17 protein-coding genes are annotated in these 21,543 nt (G+C 71.1%); 5 read left to right on the forward strand and 12 right to left on the reverse strand.

Annotation, left to right across the window (positions count from 1 at the left end):
* The first annotated feature begins 50 nt into the window (after window positions 1-50).
* A complete protein-coding gene (locus tag QQG74_RS22185) occupies window positions 51-587 on the forward strand; it encodes a hypothetical protein (RefSeq protein WP_341716680.1) in 537 nt (178 codons plus the stop codon).
* On the opposite strand, the gene QQG74_RS22190 is transcribed toward QQG74_RS22185, so the two are convergent.
* Window positions 584-1,567, reverse strand: coding sequence for a helix-turn-helix domain-containing protein (locus QQG74_RS22190; RefSeq protein ID WP_341716681.1), 984 nt, complete (start codon window positions 1,565-1,567; stop codon window positions 584-586). The genes QQG74_RS22185 and QQG74_RS22190 overlap by 4 nt on opposite strands.
* 445 nt (window positions 1,568-2,012) lie before the next feature.
* On the opposite strand from QQG74_RS22190, the gene QQG74_RS22195 reads away from it, so the two are divergent.
* On the forward strand, window positions 2,013-3,923 hold the full coding sequence (locus tag QQG74_RS22195; RefSeq protein WP_341716682.1) for a thiamine pyrophosphate-requiring protein: 1,911 nt from the start codon (window positions 2,013-2,015) through the stop codon (window positions 3,921-3,923).
* A gap of 72 nt (window positions 3,924-3,995) precedes the next feature.
* Here the strand turns inward: QQG74_RS22195 and QQG74_RS22200 are convergent, their stop codons facing one another.
* From QQG74_RS22200 to QQG74_RS22240, 9 genes are all read right to left on the reverse strand, one after another.
* Window positions 3,996-6,176, reverse strand: coding sequence for a transglycosylase domain-containing protein (locus QQG74_RS22200; RefSeq protein WP_341721314.1), 2,181 nt, complete (start codon window positions 6,174-6,176; stop codon window positions 3,996-3,998).
* A gap of 95 nt (window positions 6,177-6,271) precedes the next feature.
* Entirely contained in the window at window positions 6,272-6,661 is a 390-nt protein-coding gene (locus QQG74_RS22205) for a hypothetical protein (RefSeq protein WP_341716683.1), read from the reverse strand.
* Window positions 6,658-9,378, reverse strand: a complete 2,721-nt coding sequence (locus tag QQG74_RS22210) for a hypothetical protein (protein ID WP_341716684.1) — start codon at window positions 9,376-9,378, stop codon at window positions 6,658-6,660. Before QQG74_RS22210 ends, QQG74_RS22205 begins: the two co-directional genes overlap by 4 nt.
* Window positions 9,379-9,443: 65 nt before the next feature.
* The gene (locus QQG74_RS22215) at window positions 9,444-10,940 is read right to left on the reverse strand and encodes a class I SAM-dependent methyltransferase (RefSeq protein ID WP_341716685.1); all 1,497 of its coding nucleotides are present in this window, start codon (window positions 10,938-10,940) and stop codon (window positions 9,444-9,446) included.
* 13 nt (window positions 10,941-10,953) lie between these two features.
* Window positions 10,954-11,835, reverse strand: coding sequence for an L-histidine N(alpha)-methyltransferase (locus QQG74_RS22220; RefSeq protein ID WP_341716686.1), 882 nt, complete (start codon window positions 11,833-11,835; stop codon window positions 10,954-10,956).
* A 336-nt stretch (window positions 11,836-12,171) separates the two neighbouring features.
* Window positions 12,172-13,185, reverse strand: a complete 1,014-nt coding sequence (locus tag QQG74_RS22225; protein ID WP_341716687.1) for a hypothetical protein — start codon at window positions 13,183-13,185, stop codon at window positions 12,172-12,174.
* Between the two features lie 277 nt (window positions 13,186-13,462).
* On the reverse strand, window positions 13,463-14,263 hold the full coding sequence (locus tag QQG74_RS22230) for a hypothetical protein (protein ID WP_341716688.1): 801 nt from the start codon (window positions 14,261-14,263) through the stop codon (window positions 13,463-13,465).
* A 172-nt stretch (window positions 14,264-14,435) separates the two neighbouring features.
* Window positions 14,436-15,545 carry an SPFH domain-containing protein gene (locus QQG74_RS22235; RefSeq protein ID WP_341716689.1) on the reverse strand — a complete coding sequence of 370 codons (1,110 nt, stop codon included), beginning with the start codon at window positions 15,543-15,545 and terminating at the stop codon, window positions 14,436-14,438.
* A gap of 4 nt (window positions 15,546-15,549) precedes the next feature.
* Entirely contained in the window at window positions 15,550-16,020 is a 471-nt protein-coding gene (locus QQG74_RS22240; RefSeq protein WP_341716690.1) for an NfeD family protein, read from the reverse strand.
* Between the two features lie 83 nt (window positions 16,021-16,103).
* Here QQG74_RS22240 and QQG74_RS22245 point away from each other — a divergent pair, with 83 nt between their 5' ends.
* The gene (locus QQG74_RS22245; protein ID WP_341716691.1) at window positions 16,104-17,423 is read left to right on the forward strand and encodes a serine hydrolase domain-containing protein; all 1,320 of its coding nucleotides are present in this window, start codon (window positions 16,104-16,106) and stop codon (window positions 17,421-17,423) included.
* A 4-nt stretch (window positions 17,424-17,427) separates the two neighbouring features.
* Here the strand turns inward: QQG74_RS22245 and QQG74_RS22250 are convergent, their stop codons facing one another.
* Both QQG74_RS22250 and QQG74_RS22255 read right to left on the reverse strand, forming a co-directional pair.
* On the reverse strand, window positions 17,428-18,717 hold the full coding sequence (locus QQG74_RS22250) for an AI-2E family transporter (protein ID WP_341716692.1): 1,290 nt from the start codon (window positions 18,715-18,717) through the stop codon (window positions 17,428-17,430).
* An 86-nt stretch (window positions 18,718-18,803) separates the two neighbouring features.
* Window positions 18,804-19,616 carry a DUF3097 domain-containing protein gene (locus QQG74_RS22255; RefSeq protein ID WP_341716694.1) on the reverse strand — a complete coding sequence of 271 codons (813 nt, stop codon included), beginning with the start codon at window positions 19,614-19,616 and terminating at the stop codon, window positions 18,804-18,806.
* Between the two features lie 205 nt (window positions 19,617-19,821).
* Here QQG74_RS22255 and QQG74_RS22260 point away from each other — a divergent pair, with 205 nt between their 5' ends.
* Entirely contained in the window at window positions 19,822-20,616 is a 795-nt protein-coding gene (locus tag QQG74_RS22260; RefSeq protein WP_341716695.1) for a hypothetical protein, read from the forward strand.
* Between the two features lie 10 nt (window positions 20,617-20,626).
* Window positions 20,627-21,403 carry an alpha/beta fold hydrolase gene (locus QQG74_RS22265; RefSeq protein WP_341716696.1) on the forward strand — a complete coding sequence of 259 codons (777 nt, stop codon included), beginning with the start codon at window positions 20,627-20,629 and terminating at the stop codon, window positions 21,401-21,403.
* The last annotated feature ends 140 nt before the right edge of the window (window positions 21,404-21,543 follow it).

Consider the following 21,543-nt stretch of genomic DNA (forward strand, 5'->3'; position numbering starts at 1 on the left):
GATCAAACGATAGTTCCGCGCCCGCTGCCTCGGTGCGCATGCTACACCGCATGAACCACGACCTTCCCCGGCTCGGCATCGACATCGGCCGAGTCATCATCGGCGGCCCCGCCCACCCGGGCGGCGGCGACACCGCCTTCTTCAGCGGCGACGAGGCGACCATGCTGGCCACCCCCGAGGTGCCCGGCTCCGTCGAGACCATCGCCCGGCTGGTGCCCCGCTTCGACGGCCGGGTCTGGCTGGTCTCCAAGTGCGGCCCGCGCATCCAGGCCCGTACCCTGCGCTGGCTGGACGCCCACGACTTCTACCGGCGCAGCGGCGTCGCCCGCGACCACGTCCGCTTCTGCCGGGCCCGGGTCGACAAGCGGACGCACTGCCTCGACCTCGCCCTCACCCACTTCGTCGACGACCATCCCGAGGTGCACGCCGCGATCCGCGGCACCGTCGCGCACCAGTACTTCTTCGGTCCCCAACGCCGTCCGGTGCCCGACTACGGGCGACCGGCACCCACCTGGGCGGACGTCGAACGCCTGGTCACCACCACCCTTGTCGCGGACTCGACGCCGGGCGTCCGGTCCTCGGCCTAGCCGAGCAACCCGGTCGGCGGCCGGACGTCACCGGCGAGCAGGTGCACACCGAGCGGGGTGAGCCAATGCACCTTTGCCCCGCCGGACCGCTCGCTGTCGATCAGCCCGGCGGCGCGTAGCGCGGCGGCGTGCTCGGAGGCGGAGGAGATGCTGACCCCGACCCGCCGGCTCAACTCGGTGGTGGTGTGCCGGCCCGGTTCGGCGAGCTGACGCAGCACCGCGGCACGGGTGCCGCCGAGGAGTTGCGCCAGCGGGTCGATGCTGGTCGAGGCCCGTTTGGTAAGTATCTGCACCGGATACACCAGCAGCACCGGGCCACCTGCCGGCACCAGCACGCGCGGACGCAGACCGGCAAAGGGCCCGGGAATGAGCAGCAACCCCTCGCCATTGCCGGACAGCTCCGCACTCCACCAGCTGTCGATTTCGAGAATCGGCGGTCGCCACCGAATCGCCGGATGCAACTCGCTGAGCAACCCGTCCACCCCGCAGCGGGCGTACGTGCGGGCGCGGTGCTCGACGTGGCTGCGGTGGGTCAACGTCAGTTGGGACCAGACCGGGGCGAGCACCTCGTCGAAGTAGCGGTGCACCGCAGCCATCAGCAGATCCAGCACCTCCGGGTCAGCGGCCACCAACCGCCTCCGCCAGAGGCTGGGCGGCAGGTTGGCGTACGTCTCGGTGAGTTCAGCGGTGATCCGGCGGCGCGGGGTGGCCCGGATCGACTCGATGCCGGCGGCCACCGAATCGATCCCGCTGTACGGCGTGAGGAAGTCGGGCAGCAGACCCCGCGCCGGCAGCAGGTGCCGCAGTGCGGCGGTGCTCGCCGACGCCGCCTGCGCCCGTGCGGCCAGGTCGGGCATGCGCGCAGCCAGCGCGGGATCCCGCAACGTCTGGCTGGCCAGGATCGCGGTGCCGACCGGGTGGGGGCGACTACCGAACCGGATCCGGGCCAGATCCGCCGGGCCGAGCCGCAAGGTAATCACAGCTGCAAGGTTGCCAGCCTTCCGGCGTACGCCGAAAGGGTTGTCTCCGAGCGGGACCGGCGGCGAGGGTGGACGCACCAACGGCCGGAAGAAAACCGGGTGCGTCGGGTGATCGGGTGGTGTGTGACGGCTGGCCTGCTGGCGGGGGCTGCGGCGTGTGGTGGTGGCGAGGTTGAGCCGTCACCCACGTCATCGGGGGCAACTCCCGCCGTCCCGCCTGGCCCGGGGCAGCACGTGTTGACCCGGGAGCATGGGGGTGAGCCGCAGCTTCCGGCTGCACACACCACCCGACTACGACCCGGCCCGGTCGGTGCCGGCATCGAGGGCGGACAGCTGGGCCCGCTGAGCCGCGCCCGCCGGGCGTCGATCAGCAGCGGCCGGGGTTTTGCCGGGTACCGGGCGGGAATGCCGGGCCACTTCGTTGGTAGCCCGGAAGGCAAATCAGGTGAGCACAGATCCCGCCGGCAGTTCGGTGCCGGCCGACCCGTGGCCCCTGCCCCGCAACGCCACCGTCGCGGACCACATCGTGCAACGGCTGGCCTGCTGGGGCGTCCGCCGATACTTCGGCTACCCGGGCGACGGCATCAACGGCATGACCTCCGCGCTGCAACGCACCCCCGAGCGGACGCAGTTCATCCAGGTACGCCACGAGGAGACCGCAGGCTTCGCCGCGTCGGCGCACGTGAAGTACGGCGGCGGGCCGATCGGCTGCGTCCTGGTGACCAGCGGGCCGGGTGCGATCCACGCGCTCAACGGGCTCTACGACGCAAAGTTGGACCACCAGCCGGTGGTGGCGTTGGTCGGGCACACCGCACTCACCGCCGAGGGCGGCGGCTACTACCAGGAGGTGGACCTGCTCGCCCTCTACAAGGACGTCGCGGCGGCGTTCCTGGCCCAGCTCGACCACCCCTCCCAGGTCCGGCACCTGGTCGACCGGGCCTGCCGGACCGCGCTGGCCCGGCGTACCGTCACCGCACTGGTCCTCCCGCTGGACGTGCAGGACCTCGACGCGATGCCCAACCCGCCACACGCACACGGCTTCTACCACACCAGCAGCGTGCCGAGCAGCGGACCGGCCGTGCCGCCGGAGGCCGACGTCCGGCACGCCGCCGAGGTGCTGCGCGGCGGCGAGCGGGTGGCCATGCTTGTCGGCCAGGGCGCGCTCGGTGCCGAGATTGAGGTACGCGAGATCGCCCACCGGCTCGGTGCCGGAGTGGCCACCGCGCTGCTCGGCTTCACCGTCGTGGACCACCGGGAGCCCTGGGTCACCGGTGCCATCGGCCTGCTCGGCACCCGGCCCAGCTGGCAACTGATGAAGCAGTGCGACCGGCTGCTCATCGTGGGCAGCAACATGCCGTACTCGGAGTTCTATCCGCCGCCCGGCCAGGCGCGGGCGGTGCAGATCGACCACGACGGCACCCAACTGGGCCTGCGCTACCCGACCGAGGTGAACCTGACCGGCGACGCCGCGCCCACCCTGCGGGCCCTGCTGGCCGCGCTCGGTCCCGGGCCGGGACCGACCCGCTGGCGGCAGAGCGTCGCCGGGACCACCGCCGCCTGGCGGCAGTCGCAGCGGGAACTGGCCGAGCAGGACGCCGACCCGGTCAACCCGCAGTTGCTCTTCGCCAGCCTCAGCGACCGGCTGCCCGACGACGTCATGCTCGCCGTGGACTGCGGCACCACCACCGCCTGGTACGCCCGGCACCTCAAGGTCCGCCCGGGGATGCTGGCCAGCCTCTCGGGCACCCTGCTCTCCATGGGCGGCGCCATGCCGTACGCCCTGGCCGCGAAGTTCGCCCACCCGGACCGTCCGCTGGTGGCCCTGATCGGCGACGGGGCAATGCAGATGAACGGGGTGAACGAGCTGATCACGGTGGCGAAGTACTGGCAGGGCTGGCGCGATCCACGCTTCGTGGTGCTGGTGCTCAACAACCGGGACCTGGCGTTCGTCAGCTGGGAGCAGCGCTCCAGCGAGGGCACCCCGATGTTCGCGGACAGTCAGCAGCTACCCGACATCGGCTACCACCGCTGGGCCGAGGTGCTCGGGCTACGCGGCGAACTGGTCGACGACCCGGCGCAGGTGCCCGACGCCTGGGACCGGGCCCTGAGTGCCGACCGCCCCACGGTGATCAACGCCCTGGTCGACCCCGCCGAGCTGATGATGCCGCCACACTTCACCGCGGAACAGGCCCGCAACACCGCCGCCGCGATGCTGCGCGGCGACACCGACTGGGCCGGCATCATCCGCCGCGGCCTCCCCACCGCCCTAACCACCTACCGCCCCCGCCCCCACCCCGCTAACACCCCACCCCTTCCCCGTCGATCTTGCACTTTCGGTCGCCGATATGAGCTATAAGCCCTGATATGTGACGACCGAAAGTGCAAGATCGCGGAAGGTGGGGCGTGGGGTGGGGTGGGGTGGGGTGGGTCAGCCTCGACCACCGAGCCAGCGGCGGAACTCGGCGAGAGGCGAACCGGGGTCGGCTGACGGGGCGCGCTCCACAGGGCGGCGCGGATCGCCGACCAGGGCACGGGTGGGTGGGGTGAACGCCTCGGCCGGGTCGCCGTCGACGGCGGTGGCGATGATGCGCGCCACCGCCTCGATCACCCGGGCCTGCACTGCCGCGCCGACCGAGTCGGTCGGATCGTCCGGGTTGGCGGCGATGCCGGCCACCGCGACCTGCGGGGTGAAGCCGACGAAGCTCTCCGTGGCGGCCTGGTCGGAGCTGCCGGTCTTGCCGGCCACCGGTCGGCCGTCGAGGATGCGGTTCACGGCCGTGGCGGTGCCACCGTTGCACTGCCCGAACGCGGACTGCTGGCCCACCGGACAGCGGGCCGCGTCGGTGGCCGCCCGGGCCACGTCGGGGTCGAGCACCTGCCGGCAGGACGGGTCGCCGACCGGCAGCCGCTTACCGTCCGGCGCGGTCACCGACAGCACCGGCACCGGCGAGCAGTACGTCCCCTCCGCCGCCACGGTCGCGTACGCGTTGGCCAGGTCGAGCGGGGTGGTGGCGGCCACGCCGAGGGTGAACGCCCCCCAGTTTGCCGCGTTGTCCTGCGCGAACCGGGCGTCCGCCTCGGCGCGGAAGGTGATGCCCAGCCGCTGTGCCATCTCGACCACCTTGTCCTGACCGACCTGCTCGGCCAGCCAGACGAAGTACGTGTTGACCGAGCGGCCGAAGCCGTCCCACATCATCCGGTAACCGTCCATCCACTGCGGGTTGGCATTCGCCGGGCACCACCGGCCGGCGCAGCTGCTGTCGTCCTGGCCGGCGGCATAGCGGGTGGGCAGCCGGCTGGGCGCGTCGAAGCCGGTCGCGAGCGGCCGGCCGGACTCCAGCGCGGCGAGCATGGTGAACAGTTTGAACGTCGAACCGGCCTGGTAGCCGGCGACCCCACCGCCGCCGGAGATCAGCGGGTTCACGGTGTTCGGGTAGTTGACCTGTCCGTCGGGGTTGGCATCGACGCTGTAGTGCCGGTTGACCGCCATGGCCAGGACCCGGCCGGTGCCGGGCTCGACCGCGGCGATCGGCAGGGCCCGCGGGTTGTCGTACCCGTAGACGCTTGTGGCCTGCTGCTGGGCGGTTTTCTGCACCTGCGGGTCGAGCGTGGTGACCACGGTGTAGCCACCCCGGCGCAGCGCCTGCTCGCGCTCCTCGGCGGTGTCGCCGAATTCCGGCTGGGCCAGCCACCAGCGGCGCAGGTAGTCGCAGAAGAATCCCCAGCCGTCCCGGGCGCTTGCGGTGGCGGCGCACCCGTTGGGCTGCGCGCTGGGCTCCAGCGTCAACTCCTCGGCCTTGGCCCGGGCCGCCTGGTCGACGGTGATCGCCCCGGTGGCGACCATGGAATCCAGCACGTACGCCCGCCGGGCCAGCGCCGCGTCGGCGTCGCCGTCGATCGGGCTGTACGCCTCCGGCGCCTGCACCAGGCCGGCGAGCAGCGCCGCCTCGGCGAGGGTCAGCTCGGCCGGTGCCTTGGAGAAGTAGCGCTGACTCGCGGCGGCGATGCCGTACGCCCCGGAGCCGAAGTACGCGATGTTCAGGTAGCGGTTGAGGATCTCGTCCTTGCCGAGCCGCTGTTCCAGCGCGTTGGCGTACCGGATCTCCTGGAGCTTGCGCCCGATGGTCTGCTCGGTGGCTGCGGCCCGCTGCTCGGCGGTGCGGTTCGGGTCGGTCTTGAGCACGTTGCGTACGTACTGCATGGTCAGCGTCGAGCCGCCCTGCTCGGTGCCGGAGGTGACGTTTGTGACCACCGCCCGCAGCATGCCGCGCAGGTCGACCCCGCCGTGGTCGTAGAAGCGCCGGTCCTCGGCGGCCACGATCGCCTGCCGCATCACCGGTGCGATCTCCGCCAGCGCCACGTCGGTGCGGTTGACGTCGAAGAACGTGGTGATCAACGTCTTGCCGTCGTTGGCGTAGAGGTAGGAGCGCTGCGGGGTGGTCGGGGTGCGCAACGCATCCGGCAACGCGGCGTACTCGCGCAGGGCCGCCTGGGCGGTGAGGCCGAGCAACAGGTTGCCCGGCAGCGCGGCTACCGCCAGCACCAGCCCGGCGAGCACGCCGGCGAGCAGGACGGTGAACAGCCGCGATAGCGGCGTCGGAGTGGCCATGGTCACCAGGATTGCCGCGAAAGCCACCTTCCGGCCACCTCGGGCGGCCGGTTGTCAGCCAATTCACGGTCAGTTGGCAGCAGCCTTTGTGCTGGTCAGCCCCCGAAGAGCTGATGCCAGCTGAGCAAACCCGGCAGCAGGAGCACCGCGCCCACCAGGGACAGCACGGTCAGTACCAGCGGTAACCGGGCACGACGCAACGCGCGACTCAGATACTCCTGCCGGATCTCCTGTTTCTCTGCCTCACTGAAGTCACGGTCGATGTAGAGATCCGCCTCCCGCTCCGCGGTCTGGAACAGGTGCGCCGCCCAGGTGGTGAAGGCTGCGGCGACCACCCAGAGCGCCGAGTCCAGCGCCACCTTCGCGGTGGAAACCTGCGGGTCGGGCGGCCCCGTCGACACCGACGTCAGCATGTTGATCCCGGCTCCGGCGAAGAGGCCGGCAAGGAAGTTCAGCGTCGACGGCGCCGGGATCCCGACGCTCACCGGTCCGACTCCGGCCAGGGCAGGTCGGGCCAGGCCGTACCGCAGATCCGCTTGCCCAGGGAGTCGATGCGCTCCAAGAGGTCCAGGCTGACGCTACCGTCGAGTTCGGCGGCAAGCGCGGTGAGCTCTGTCCGGTAGGTCACCAGTTCCTGGACCTTCTCCAGCACCGCCGGCGTCTGCACCGTCGCATCCCGCTTGGCGATCTGGTCCCGGATGGTGCCCTCGATCTGGTCGACGCCGCGCCGCCAGGCGCGCAGTTGACGGGAGGTCAGCGGTACACCGGTCCAGGTGGGGGCAGTCTCGGGCAGCACGGGTTGGGTGCGGGGTTCGGCCGGATCAGGCCGCCCGTGGTTGAGCACCTCTCCGATGAGCTTGAGACTCTCCATCTGCACGATTCGCCAGACGATGTCGGCCAGCTGCGCGGCCACGAACGGCACCCGCAGTCGCTCCTCGGGGGCGGTGGGCAGCAGGGTCGGGCTCCGCATCGCCCGCAGCACCCGCTCGAACAACGTCTGTAGGTGTTCCCGGGTGCCGGTGGCGGCCTCGGTGCAGAGCAGATTCGCCTCCAGCACCTGCGACAGGTCGATCTCGCGACCGGTCACGGTCCACTCCTGCTCCCGCGCCATCAGCCAGGTGTGCGCGGTCTCCATCGCCTGGTGCATCGGCATCCCCGCGCGGACCAGCGCGCTGAGGCACATCGCGGTGGTGGCCTCCTCGCGGTTCCAGGTGCCGGTGCCGCTGCGCCACCAGTTGTCGAACGGCCCGCCGTCGGCCACCCGGCGCAGCAGCCAGTTGCAGGCGTCGCGTACCACCGGATGATCGATCCGCAGGTTTGCCTGGCACAGCCCGAGCACGATCCGGGCCGTCACCCAGGGCACCCGCGCCGGATAGAAGTTGCCGTCGGCCTCCTGCGCCCTGGCGGCCACCTCCACCAGCTGGTCGATGCGGTTCTGTTTGCGAGACAGGGCCGGCGCGGAGCCCTCGAAGCCGAGCAGCAGACCCAGTACCCAGTTGCGGTACATCCGATCGGGGTCCAACTCCTCGGCGGTCATGCCCGCCAGGTGCGGCGCCCCGCCCAGCAGCTCGTCCTCCTTGGCCATCGACCGCTGAATCTCCTCGAAGTCGGCGAAGTCGGCGGTCACCTCCTCCACCGGCTCCGGAAGAACGCAGCCCGGGTCGTGGTAGCGCCACCGGGCCCGGACCCGACTGGCGATCGCCCGCCACGCCTCGTCATGACTGAGCTGGTGCAGGGCACTGGCGGCGAAGATCGCGGCCCCCAGGTTGTCCTCCCAGGTCGGATCGTCGGCGCTGCGCTGCCGCAGGGACCGGCCGAGCCGGCTGAGCGTTTCCCAGGTGGTCACCAGGTAGAGGCTGTCCCGACGGGCCTCGTCCGGGGAGATGAGGCTGTCCAGCCGGCTCAGCGTGGCCTTCATCAGCCGGTCGCCGCCGCGTTGCAGGTGCAGCCAGACGATCCGCTCCGGGCGACGCCACCGCCGGTCGGCGTCCCACTGGTTGCGGGCCCGGTTCATCACCAGCTGCGCACGTCGGCGCGACCCGATCTGGTACGCGCCGTCGATCTGGAACACCAGCCCGGCGTCGCGCAGTTGCTGCAACGGCTCCCGCAGATGCCCTGCCTCCCGGACCGCCATCTGCAACTCCAGCATGCCCAGGCAGGCCAACCGGTACAGCGCCTCCTGCTGGCCCGCCCCGGTCACCTCCCGGGTGTAGTACTCCTCCAGATCCGCCTCGGTCGGCACCCGGGCCAGGGTGTCGGACAACTCGATCGCGGTGAGCGCGATGTGCGCGTCGTCGCGCGCCAGCGACCGGATCCTCGGCCAGAGCGCCTCGTCGATGTCACTGTCCACCAGCAGCTGATTGACCAGCTGCCGGCCCTCCGCCAGCACCGGGGTCAGCGCACGGGCCGGCTCGCCCCGACGCAGGATCTCCGCCGCCGACTTCCAGCTGGTGGCCAACACCTGAAGGCTCAGGCCGAAATCGGTACGCAGCCGCTCCAGGCAGTCGAACAACTCGTTGCGCACCGGCAGGTTCGCGTGCAGGTTCTCCAGCACCACCAGGTACCCGCCGGTCCGACTGCGCTCCTGCTCCAGCAGCGCCAGCACGATGGACGCCGGCCCGTCCGCCGGATCGCTGAGGTTCAGCCACACCACTCCGTCGCCCTGGGCCAACCGCTGTTCGACGACGTTGGCCACCAGAGCCGACTTGCCGCACCCGTGGTCACCGACCACGACCACGTCGTGCTTGGCCTCCAGCATCTCGTCGGTCTTGATCGAACTGGAGGTGATCCGGTGCAGGCGAGCGTAGTACTCCAACGTGGTCTGGTTCGGCAGCTGTGCGTGCCCGACCCGCTTGGGCTGCCACCAGTCGCCAAGCGTCTCGCCCCAGGCGATCAGGGCGTAGCTCAGCAGCACCAGCGGGGAGACACCGACCGACGCGGCAGCGATCCGGACCGCCGCCTCGGGAAGCCACACCTGCAACGGCTCGCCCGGCGTCTCGACCCGCACCATCAGGCCATGCACACCGTTGACGAACTGCCGGGTCACCTCGTTGGAGACGTGCAGCGCCGCACGCCGGCCATTCGGCAACGCGGTCTGCGCGAGCAGATCCAGCCGCGCGGCATCGAGCAACTCAAGGATGCTGGCATCCGAGGCGAGGGCGCTCACCGCTTTCCAGCCGGCTGGTGGTTCGACCGTCGTCACCGGCGTACCCCCTTCTGCGGCGGCTCACCCTGGGTCAACCGGCGATCACCGGGACACTGTCGATGCTAACCGCCGAGCCGGGCACTGTCGTCATGAGACAGCGCAGCGCAGAGCCTGAGGTACTTGGTGCGGACCAGTTCGCCGTCGACCTCGCCGACGTTGCTCTCGGCGAGCGAGAAGCCCCGCCGGCCGAACGCGGTCCGAACCTCGTCGGCGTCGCCCAGATCGTGGCTCATCATCCGGGTGGCGTACCGGCGCACCGCCGCGGACAACTCCTCCAACTGCACCTGGAGCAGCCCACGCCAGCCGGCGGCACGCTCCCGGAACCGCAACTCGAAGTCGTCGACCAGGTCGGTGACCTGATGCCGGTCATCCTGCTCGTCGACGCTTGGCCACTCGTTGCCGGGGTGCAGCCGCACGGTGGTGACGACCCGGCCGCCGGGGCGCAGCAACGCCGACCAGCTGTCCAGCACGGTGGACGCCATGGCCCGGTCGAAGCGGGTCAGGAAGGCGTCGGCGACCACCAGGTCGAACTTTCCGGCCGTGGTCAGCTGCCGGACCGCGTCCGGGCAGGTGATATCGGCCTGATGTCCCTGGATCTCGGTACCCACCTGTCTGGCGTACCACTGACAAGCCAGTAGTGGAGTCTGACACCTGTCCACCACGTGCACGTCCAACGTGCCCGGCAGCTCGCCGGTCGCCGTACGGATCGCGTCGAGCACGAAGGCGAGCGTCGTGTAGTCGGCGGTGCCGCTGATCAGTACCCGCCGGGCGCCGCCACGGACGGCCTCGACCAGGCGTCTACTGTAGAACTCCGCGTGCCACTGCGGACTGCTCACCATGTTGAACAGGCGCAGATACTGCCAGGCCGAGTGGTACCAGGAGCAGTTTGTGCTGTCCTGATGCGACGGTCCGCACGACATCGGCGCCATCGCGTAGAGCATCTTGGCCGACTGGAGCAACACGCTGGTCAGTTCCGGTCCGGGTGCGGACTGCTCCTGGTTGGCCGGAGCCCGCCGCATCAGGGCATCCCAGAGCAGCGCAGCCCGTTGTACGTCCTCGGCGTGCTGGCTGACCACCCAGGAGGTCATCCCGTCGCGGCCCAGCTCCTGGCGGACCACCACCTGGCGGTCGATCAGCCACATGCCAGTCATCGGAACCTGGGTGGCCTCACCGCCGATGCGTACCGCCACCTTCACCGGGTGCAGGTCATGCTGGCGGTCCTCGTCCACCTGACGGTCGATCTCAGCGCTACCCACATCCTCGCCGGGCACGAGATACATCCGGCGGACCGTGGCGCGCCGCGCCAACTGCCGGAACACCGCGCGGGAGAACAGGTCCGCCGGCCGGCCGACTGCGGAGTACGGCACGATCTGGCACAGTTCCTGGTGCACGCCCGAGGCCAAGCCCTGGACCAGTTCGTCGACCGCCGCGCCGGGCAGTCGTACGCTCTGCGGGTCGGTGCCCTCGTACGACGCCCGGAAGAAGACGTTCGCTCGACGGGCCCGCTCGATCAGATCGGCAGGCGACGCTGGTCTCGTGGCACTAACCGGCTCGGTCATCCCGGCCCCCTCCTCACCGCCGCGACGCGGTCACGACCAGGTGGGTGCCACCTGGCGGTTGAACCGCGTCGCGGACCTGCCAACCCGCCTCCCCGACGGCGACGATGACGTCACGGGGACGGAATCTGCGGGACTGGAAGCAGCGGATGCGATGCCCTGCGGGCAGCCGACAGCCGTCCAGAGGCACCGGTCGGCGCAGCACCGCCTCGCCCACCACCGCTTCGTCGCGCCAGCTCAGCACGAAATCCAGATCGGTCTCGGCGACACCGGCGGCCAGCAGCGGTTGCAGGGCGGCGGCACGGAACTCCGCAGACCGGTAGGGGGCCAGAACCGCCTCCGGGGCCGGGCAGTCCGCCGTACCGAGAGCGACGCTGAGCAGCAGCACGTCACCGGTACGCAGCGCGTCGTAGATGTTCGCCAGCACCTCGACGGGCCGCTCGACGTTGCCGAGGGTGTGCCCGAGCAGGCATCCCACCACGGGGTCCGGGCCCACGCGCCACCGCTCCACGTCCCGGCAGGTGCCGTGCTCAATGTCCCACACCTGTGAGTCAACGCTCATCCGGTCGCCGGCGAAGCGGGCGAGCCGGGCACAGGCGATGCCGAGCAGGGTCTCGCTGAAGTCGAGTGCCAGATATCGCTGACAGGGTCGTCCCCGGTTGGCCAACCGGTCGAGGAAGGCTCGGCTGCGACCGCCGTTGCCCGGCCCGATCTCGACCAACGCGAGCGCCCCCGCGGCCAGCACATCGGCTGCCACCAGGGCATCTGCCTCCTGTTGGGCCGAGGTCAGCATGCTCAGGTAGTCGGCGGAGCGGGCGTACGCGTCGTGGGTGCGAGCGGCGCTGCCGGCGTACGCGAACTTCAGCGGCACCTGGCCGACCCGGATGGCCTTCAGCACCGCCGCCCGATGCGGCTCGCGCTCGAAATAGGGGGAATCCAGGTGAGTCGAGAACGGTCGGCGGCCCGCGCACGACGAGGATGAACGAAGCGTCCCGGTGCCAGCCGTCGCACCATTCCCGCATCTCACCTCTGCCACAACGCCCCTCCGACGAGGTCAGAGCCCACGGCCGATTACCTGACGATAAACGTAAGCCGCAACCCGCGCATCGCCTCCGGCTCCCCATTTCGCAATCTGCAATCAGCGCACCCGCATGGAACTATCTAACACGGGTGAGCAACAATCAGCTCCATCGATCAGTCGACCAATTTTCGGCCGAACGGAGGATGGTTGGATTCACCGGGATTCGCTTGCACCGTCCGACCCGTCTGCGCGCCCGCTGCGTTCCAGCAGTTGGGCGACCGCGTCGCGAGCCGCAGAGGTGAAGGTGGTCGGCGTGAACACGTGCCGCTGCCAGTCCCCGTGCAGCCCACCGATGTCGTCGACACCCTCTTCCACGAGCAGCACCATGTACTTGCGGTACGCGAGCGCAGCACCCTTCTCTTCGATCAACCACGCGCTCGTGGCGTACCTCTCCTCGTCTCCGGCGAACCGCCGGGCTCTGGTCATCAGCGACACGAAGAACTCGCAGTCGCGGATCCGGTTGAGCACCGCCGCGCCGACGTACCCGTCGGCCCGACGGCCCGTGACCACTGTGAATCCCCGATCCGTCAGCAGCCCGGACAGCCCGCGCACGTAGCCGTCCTCCTCGGCGAACCGGTACGACAGGAAGACGCTCGCGGGCGTACCGGTCGACCGCGCCGATCCCGGGCGCGCCGCCGCCAGGCTCTGGGTCTCCTCGACGTCCTCGACCAGCTGCTCCAACTTGTCATCGCCGGTGTCGGCGGCGATGTCCCGGACCCGGTCGAGCAACCGGTCGGTGCGCGAGGCGCCGGTGGCCCGCAGCCGGAAATCCCGGCATTTGACAAGCATCGCCTCGGTCTCCGCGGCCAACATCTCCGGCGGGGTCCGCTTGTCGAGGGTGTACATCTCCTTCAGCCCGGTCCGGGTGCCGCGGTAGAACATCGACGCGTGGTCTTCCACCGTTGCCAGGTCGACGTGCAGCACGACGGCCATGCCGGCCGCCGACCAGCCGAGCGCCAGATCGCCGGCACGGCCCAGCCCGGTCACCAGCGGATCGATAATCACCACGTCGAAGGCGTCGTTGGCGACGGCGCGCTCGGCCTCGTCAAGGCTCTCCTCCACCACCACCCGCTCGACCAAGGGGCTGTCGGTCAACTCCTGATAGAGCCGTCGGACGGCGGGAACGGAGTCACACAGGAGCACGGTCAGTCGGGACAGCGTAGGCACAGCACGGGCTCCATGAATATCTCGCCGGTGGGAAATGAGCACCCATGATGCCACGGTGATGAATGAGAACACCTCGGCGAGATGTCCGCCGACAACAGCCGAACGGCCCTACACCTATCGGGCCACTTCTCTGTCTGATCAACCGTTTCTGTTTCCGGCCCTCGGAGATTCACCGCGACTGCCGAAGCGACGAAAGGCTGCGGGTCCGGAATCCGACAGTTCCCGCGCGGCGCTCGCGTCGATTTCACTCCGCTATTCGCCACGCCATTGGCGGTAGTCAGGCCGTGCCCAACGGTCCGGGGCCACTCGGTTCGGCCGGGCCGGCGGTGGCGACGCTGGCGCTTGTCGCGTCGCGGAGGATCTCCCGGGGCATCAGGCGACCCGACCGGTAGCAGATGCCGATGCCGGCGATCAGCACGAAGATCGCCCCGAAGGTCTGCAACGAGCCGATCAGGGCACCACCGAGGCCGAGCAGCGGGCTCGCGATCATCAGCATCGTGCCGTCCCCGATGCTGAACATTCCCGAGCGGGCCACCGCCCACCCGGTGAGCAGCCAACCCACGCTGTAACAGGTCGCACCGACAAGCACCAGCGACCGGGCGGTGGTGCCGAACACCGGGGTCTGCTCGGCGAGCCCCGCGAAGGGCAGCATGAGCACCGTGCCGGCGATGCTGACCAGCAGCCCCGCCACCGCGGCGTGCCGGCTACGGGTGGCGGCGAGCAGGCCCGCCAGGCCGAGCAGGGCCAACAGGCCGAGCCAGACCGCGAGCACCCAGCCGACCAGGTACAGCGGTCGGCCGTCGGCCGGGTACGGGTCGTTGCCGACCCCGCCGTCGCTGGCCATCGCCACCGCGCAGTAGAGAATCGCGTACGCCGGCAGCAGCCAGACGGCGGCCCGGGCGAGCCGGCGCAGTGACCACGCCCAGCTCGCATTGGTCGCCGGTCCCGGCGGGGCCGGGTCGTCGACGAAGGGCAGTACGCCGAAGCCCCCACCGGTACGCCGGGTGCCGAGCGGTCCGGCGGGATCGTGTGCCCCCGGCACCTCCGGCGCAGACCACAGGCGCTTCAGCGGTTCCATGCGTCACCTCGCTCGTCCACGAGCGGTGCTCAGGACGCGCCGAGGCGCCCCGATGCCTGGTCACCACCCGCACTACGACCGATGGTGGCAGGCACCGGAGCGCCTCATGAGCATTTCTCGCATTTGCTCCGGCTGACCCGGACCGGTGTGACCGGTCCGGGTCAGCCCGGGATCAGCCTCGCTCGCGCTGGTCGGCCGGGTCGTTGACCAGGCTCTCCGCGGAGATCGGCTCCGGAGCGGGCAGCCCCTGCGGCTTCTTGCCACCGGTGGCCTGCGCCTCCGCCACGCGTACCTCGTTGTGGATCTCCTCCGCCGCTGCGGCGGCGGCCTGCGCCGCCTCCGCGGCCTCCCGCTCGACCGCGCTGGCGTCGTCGGAGGCCTGCGGGCTCGGCGCGTCGCCGACCATCTGGCTCAGCCCACCGAGCGCACCGCCCATCCCCTCCAGGGCCTTGGTCAGCTCGGCCGGCACGATCCACACCTTGTTGGCCGTGCCGTTGGCGATCTGCGGCAGCGCCTGGAGGTACTGGTAGGCGAGCACCTTCTGGCTCGGGTTGGCGGTGTGGATCGCGTCGAACACGGTCCGGATCGCCTTCGCCTGGCCCTCGGCCTGGAGGATCCGGGCCTGCCGGTCACCGTCGGCGCGCAGCACCGCCGCCTGCTTCTCACCCTCGGCGGAGAGAATCTGCGACTGCTTGTGCCCCTCGGCGTTCAGGATCGCGGCCCGGCGGTCCCGCTCGGCGCGCATCTGCTTCTCCATGGAGTCGCGGATGCTCGGCGGCGGCTCGATCGCCTTGATCTCGACCCGGGTCACCTTGATGCCCCACCGGCCGGTGGTCTCGTCAAGCACACCGGAGAGGTGCCGGTTGATCTCCTCACGGCTGGTCAGCGCACGCTCCAGGTCGAGCGAACCGATCACGTTCCGTAGCGTGGTGACGGTGAGCTGCTCGATGGCCTGGAGGAAGTTGGAGATCTCGTAGGTGGCCCGGACCGAGTCCACCACCTTGAAGTAGAGGACGGTGTCGATCGACACGACCAGGTTGTCCGAGGTGATCACCGGCTGCGGCGGGAAGCTGACCACCTGCTCGCGCATGTCGACCTTGGTGCGTACCGCGTCGACGAAGGGCACCAGGACGTTGAGGCCCGGATTCAGGGTGCGCTTGTACCGGCCGAGCCGCTCGACCACGTCCTGACGCTGCTGCGGCACGATCCGCACGGCCTTGGCCAGGGTGACCACTGCCAGCAGGGCCACGGCTATCAACAGGACGGGGAACACGAATTCCATCCGTTCACCTTTCCGCTTCGGGTAGCTCACCGGGCGTCGCAACGTCCCGCCAGACCAGGGCTACCGCTCCCTTGACCTGGATAACCTGCACCCGTTCGCCGGGTGCCAAAACCTGGGTGGCGTCGTAGGCGCGGGCGCTCCACGTCTCGCCATCAATCTTCACCACGCCCTGGTCCGCGTCGACCTGTTCCAGCACCAGGGCGGTCGACCCCTCGATCGCCTCGACACCGAAGACGGTGCCCCGATCCTCCGAGGAGGTCTGCTTGTGCCGCTGGATGACCGGCCGCGCGGCGAGCACGGTCAGCGCCGACACGGCAGCGAAAACCACCGCCTGCACCGGCACCGAGGCACCGAGAGCGGCGGCACCGGCAGCGGCGAAAGCGCCGACCGAGAACATGATCAGGAACAGCGTCGCCGTGAAGATCTCGGCGACCGCCAACACCACGCCCAGCACGATCCACAACACGGCTTCCATGTAACGATCGTGACACGGCAATGCACGTGTCATCGAACTGTCATGATCGAGCCCTGGCGACCACCACCACCGAGGGAGGGTTCGTGCCCCTGCGTCCGGAAACTACCCGCCGGATCGACGCGCTGGTGGCCGACGCGCAGTCCGCCGGCCGCGTTCCGTCGCTTGTCGTCGGGGTGGTGCGCGACGGCACGCTGGCCCACCTGACCGGCGCCGGCACCCGCCCGCAACCCGATGCCGACCTGCAATACCGGCTCGGCTCGATCACCAAGACGATGACCGCGGTGCTGATCATGCAGGAACGGGACGCCGGCCGGCTGGCCCTGGACGATCCGTTACGGCGGCACCTGCCCGAGGCCGCCGCAGCCGGCCCGGTCACCCTGCGCCAGCTCCTCGGGCATGCCGGTGGCCTGCAACGCGAGCCCGACGGGCCGTGGTGGGAACGCAGCCCGGGCGTCGACCTGACCACCCTGTTGCAGGGCTTCTCCGCCGCGAAGGTCGCGTACCCGCCGCACCACGCGTTCCACTACTCCAACCTGGCGTACGGTCTGCTCGGCGGGGCGCTGGAGCGGATCACGAAGACGCCGTGGCCACAGCTGCTGCGCGAGCGGATCCTCGACCCGCTCGGCCTGGACCGCACCACGTACGCGGCCACCGAGCCGTACGCCCCCGGCTACGTGGTGCACCCCTGGCACGACACGCTGCGGGAGGAGCCGCGTACCGACACCGGGGCGATGGCGCCGGCCGGGCAGCTCTGGTCCACCGTGGCGGACCTGGGCCGCTGGGCGGCCTTCCTGGCCGACCCCGACCCGGCGGTGCTCGCCCCGGGGACCCTGACCGAGATGTGCGCCCCGGTGATCCTCACCGACCCGGACACCTGGCGGGGCGGGTACGGCCTCGGCATCGAGTTGATCCGCGAGGGTGACCGGGTGTACGCCGGACACGGCGGCTCGATGCCCGGCTACGGCGCGATGCTGATCGTGCACCGGCCCAGTCGTACCGGCGTGGTCGGCTTCGCCAACTCGTACACCTTCCGCTCCGGCGGGCTCCGCCCGCTCACCCGGCAGCTGCTCGGTTACGTCCTGGACGCCGAACCCGTGCCGCCCCGGCCGTGGCGCCCGGCCGACGCACCACCACCTGCCGACGTCGCGGCGCTCACCGGCCGGTGGTGGTGGATGGGCAGCTCGCTCGACCTCAGCTGGGACGCGGCCACCGACGAGCTGATCGGGGTCACCTCGGGCGGCAAGGTCAGCCGCTACGCGGCGCACGGCCCCAACCGCTGGCGGGGCGTCGGCGGCGAGGAACACGGCGAGGTGCTTGCGGTGCTCCACGATGCCGCCGGCACCCCGGTCGCCCTGGACATCGCCACCTTCGTGTTCACCCGCACCCCCGACGACCTCCCCTGACTGCTCACGGAGGGGTGGCGCGGACGACTACCGCTTCGGGGACCGGTGGCGGTGGTCCGGGTCGCTCCCGGGCCAGGCGGCGGACCGCGGTGTTGAGCACGGCGATCACCGGTACCGCGATGAGCGCGCCGAAGATGCCGTCGAGTACCACGCCGGCGGTCACCGCCAGCACCACGGGCAACGGGTGCAGCGCCACCGCCCGGCCCATGATCCACGGCTGGAGGACGTTGCCCTCCACCTGCTGGACCACGATCACCGCACCGAGGACGGCCAACGCGGTGACCCAGCCGCTGTCGACCAGGGCGACCAGGACCGCCACCGCTCCGGAGAGCGTCGCACCGACGATCGGGATGAACGCGCCGAGGAACACCAGCGCGGCCAGCGGGAAGGCGAACGGCACGTCGAGCAGTACCAGCGCGACCCCGATGCCCACCGCGTCGATGAACGCCACCAGCACGGTGGCCCGGACGTAGGCCACCAGGGTCAGCCACGAGGCACGGCCGGCGTCGTCGGCCCGCCAGCGCGCCGCGGCCGGGAACATCCCGACCAGGAACCGCCAGATCCGGTCCCCGTCGCGCAGGAAGAAGAACGTGGCGAACAGCACCAGCAGGGTGCCGGTGAACACCTCGAACACCGTGCCGGCGGTGTTGATCGCGCCGCTGGTCAACGACTGGCTGTTCTCGTTGATCCAGTTCTGCCCGGCCTCGACGTACCGGTTGAGCTGCCCGTCGGAGAGGCCGACCGGCCCGTCGCGGAGCCAGTCCTGGATCTGCCCGATGCCGGCCGCGGCCCGGGTACTCAGGTCGGGCAGGCCGACGATGAACTGGTTGACCACCATGGTCAACGTGCCGACCACCGCGGCCAGCCCGCTGATCAGCACCACGGCGGTGGCCAGCGTGCGCGGGACGCCGACCCGCAGCAGCCACCCCACGGCCGGTGCCAGCAGGGCGGCGAGCAGCAGGGCCACCAGCAACGGCACGATGACGATGCGGATGGTGCCCAGCAGGCGCAGCAGCGCCCAGCCGACCACCCCGATGACGATGAGTCGCCAGGACCAGGCGGCGGCGATCCGCAGCGCCCTGGGCACGTCGGAGTCGTCGCGGCTCGCCGTCGAGGCGCTACCGTCGATCGGCGGACCGGGCCGGTGCACCGGTTCGGCAAACCCGGAATCCGCCGCTTCGGCGGCGCGGCTCACCGACCGTGCGCGCTGACGCTCACGGGCCGTGCGAACCGCCGCGCGGCCCGTCTCGTACGCCTGACGCAGCCGCTGCCGCGACCGCTGGAACCGACTCAAGCAGCACCCCCCGGGGTGGTAGGGATCAGGCCGTCCACGCTAGCGCCCAGGCCCGCCGGCCGATCGGGGGCACGGGCCCGGCCGGATCAGCCCGGCTCGGTGACGAAGTCGATCAACCGCTCCATCGCGTTGATCAACGGCGTCTCCACCTCGGCGTAGGTGTTCACCCGGGACAGGATGTGCCGCCACATGGCGGCCGGCTCGGCCACCCCGAGCGCCGCGCAGACGCCCTCCTTCCAGGGCCGTCCCGGCGGCACCACCGGCCACGCCCGGATGCCCAGCGCCGCCGGTTTCACCGCCTGCCACACATCGACGTACGGGTGCCCGGTGACGAGCACGTGCGGCGAGGTCACCCGGGCCACGATCCGGCTCTCCTTCGAGCCGGGCACGAGATGGTCGACGAGTACGCCGAGCCGCCGATGCGGGGCGGGGCCGAACTCGCGTATTGCGGCGTCGAGTTCGTCGATGCCCGCCAGCGGTTCCACCACCACGCCCTCGATGCGCAGGTCGTCGCCCCAGATCCGCTCGACCAGGGCGGCGTCGTGCACGCCCTCCACCCAGATCCGGCTGGCTCGGGCGACCCGGGCGGACACCCCGTCCACCGCGATCGACCCGGACGCGGTACGCCGACGCGCCGCCGGCACCGGTGCGCGGGCCGGCCGGCGCAGGGTGACCGGCTGGCCGTCGAGCAGGAACGCGGCCGGGAGCAGCGGGAAGTTGCGCCGCTTGCCGTGCCGGTCCTCCAGCACCACCGCGCCGGACTCGAACCCGACCACCGCACCACAGAAGCCCGAGTCGACGTCCTCGACCACCAGATCCGGTTCGGCGTCCACCTCCGGGGTCACCTTCCGTCGCCGCCAGTCCCCCGCCAACACGTCCTCGCCATACCGCCGCCCCATGCCACCACGCTAAATCCAGTTCTCCCCCAGCCCTCGCCGACCCGCCGCGCGGTGCGTTCCGGACCCGTCGATCATGCAGTCGCCGCCGGCACATAAGCCGCAAAAGCGGATGAAATTGGGACTCAGGCTGCATGATCGAACGGGCCGGAGGGCGCAGGGCGCGGCAGCCGAGACACAGGCGGGCGTCAGCACGTACTCTTTCGGCATGTCCACCCCCGCTGCGGGTGCGGCCATCCTCGCGCCGCGCCGGTCGAGCCGGTTCGTTGCCTGGGTGCGCGCGTGGCGCGCCGGGCTGGTGCCGTTCGACGAGGTCGCCGACGCGGTCGCCGGCGACGAGGAGCACCTGGTCGCGGACGCGCCCGGCACCTGGACGGACGTGCCGCTCCCGGCGGCGCTGCCCACCCTGGCCAAGCTCTCGCCCGACGAGATCCGGCTGGTGCTTCCCGCACCCGGCGATCCGCGCGGCCTGCCCGGCCCCGGAGACTTCGCCGGCACCGCGCTGCTCGCCGGCGAGGCGGTGATCGCCGGCACGATGGGCCTGATCCCCGAGGTACGGGTGCACACCTCGGGCTCCGGGGACACCTTCGAAACGGTGCTCTGGCGGGTCTACCCGCTGCCGGCCGACGCGCCCGCCGCGTCGCTCACCCTGCCCGGCGCCGCCGAGGCGGAGGCGGAACTCGCCGCCGCGCTGGCCGACACCACCGCCGCGCTCACCCGCCTCGACGTGGCCCAGTGGCGTCCCGAACTGGCGGGCGCCCTGGAGGCGCTGCGCCGCCCGGACGGCACCACCGACCTGCCACCCGGCTTCGATCCACGAGCCCGCCGGCTGTTCGCCCGCGCCGCCGTGCTCGACCGGGTACTCGCCCTGGCCGGGCACGCCGCGCCCGGCGGCGCGGTGAACAACTACGAAGCCCAGCAGCGGGACGCCGCCCTGCGCCCGCTGACCGCCGCCTGCCGCCAGGCCCTCGTCGCGGCCTGCAACGCCCCGCTGCGGCCGTAACGGACGAGAGATGCCCTACGTCACCTCCCGCGACGGGACGCGGATCGCCTACCAGCGCGACGGTGCCGGACCGCCGCTGATCCTCATCGACGCTGCCGGGCACTTCCGCGCCAACAGCCCGCTTGCCGAACTGGCCGACCTGTTGGCGGCCGACTTCACCATCTACCGGTACGACCGGCGCGGACGCGGGGAAAGCGGCGACCTGGGACCGTACGCCCCGCAGCGCGAGGTCGAGGATCTCGCCGCGCTGATCGCCGAGGCCGGCTCCGCCGCAGCGCTGTACGGCTACTCCTCGGGCTGTCTGCTCGCGCTGCACGCAGCCGCAGCCGGTCTGGACGTGCACCGGTTGGCCCTGCTGGAGCCACCGCTCACCCCCGACGACGACTCCGCCGAGCAACGCGCCTTCACCGCGAAGCTGCGCGAGCTGACCGGCGCGCAGGCGGTGACGTTCTTCCTGACCAGCATCGGCGTACCGGATCAGCTGCTGGCCGGGATGCGGGACACCCCGCACTGGGCCGCAATGGTCTCGATCGCGCACACCCTGGCGTACGACAGCCTGCTCAGCGAGGCGACCGGGGCGACATTGCTCGGCCGGGTGACCACCCCGACGCTGGTCCTGCACAGCGCCGGCAGCACCGGTGACCTGACCGCAATGGCCGCCACCACGGCCGCCCTGCTGCCCGCCGCCGAACAGCGCAGCCTGCCCGGCGAGTGGCACGGCGTACCGGCAGCGACCCTGGCCCCGGTGCTCGCCGACTTCCTCCGCCGCGACGCGGCGCACGCCTGACCGGCACGGACCTCGACCACCGGCACGGACCTCGACCACCGGGACGGACCTCGACCGGCACGGACCTCGACCGGCGCGGACCTCGGGCGGCGCGGACCTCGGGCGGCGCGGGAGCGATTCGGCGCGCGACCGGCGCGGCG

It is taken from the genome of Micromonospora sp. FIMYZ51 (assembly GCF_038246755.1).
Taxonomy (GTDB): Bacteria; Actinomycetota; Actinomycetes; order Mycobacteriales; family Micromonosporaceae; genus Micromonospora.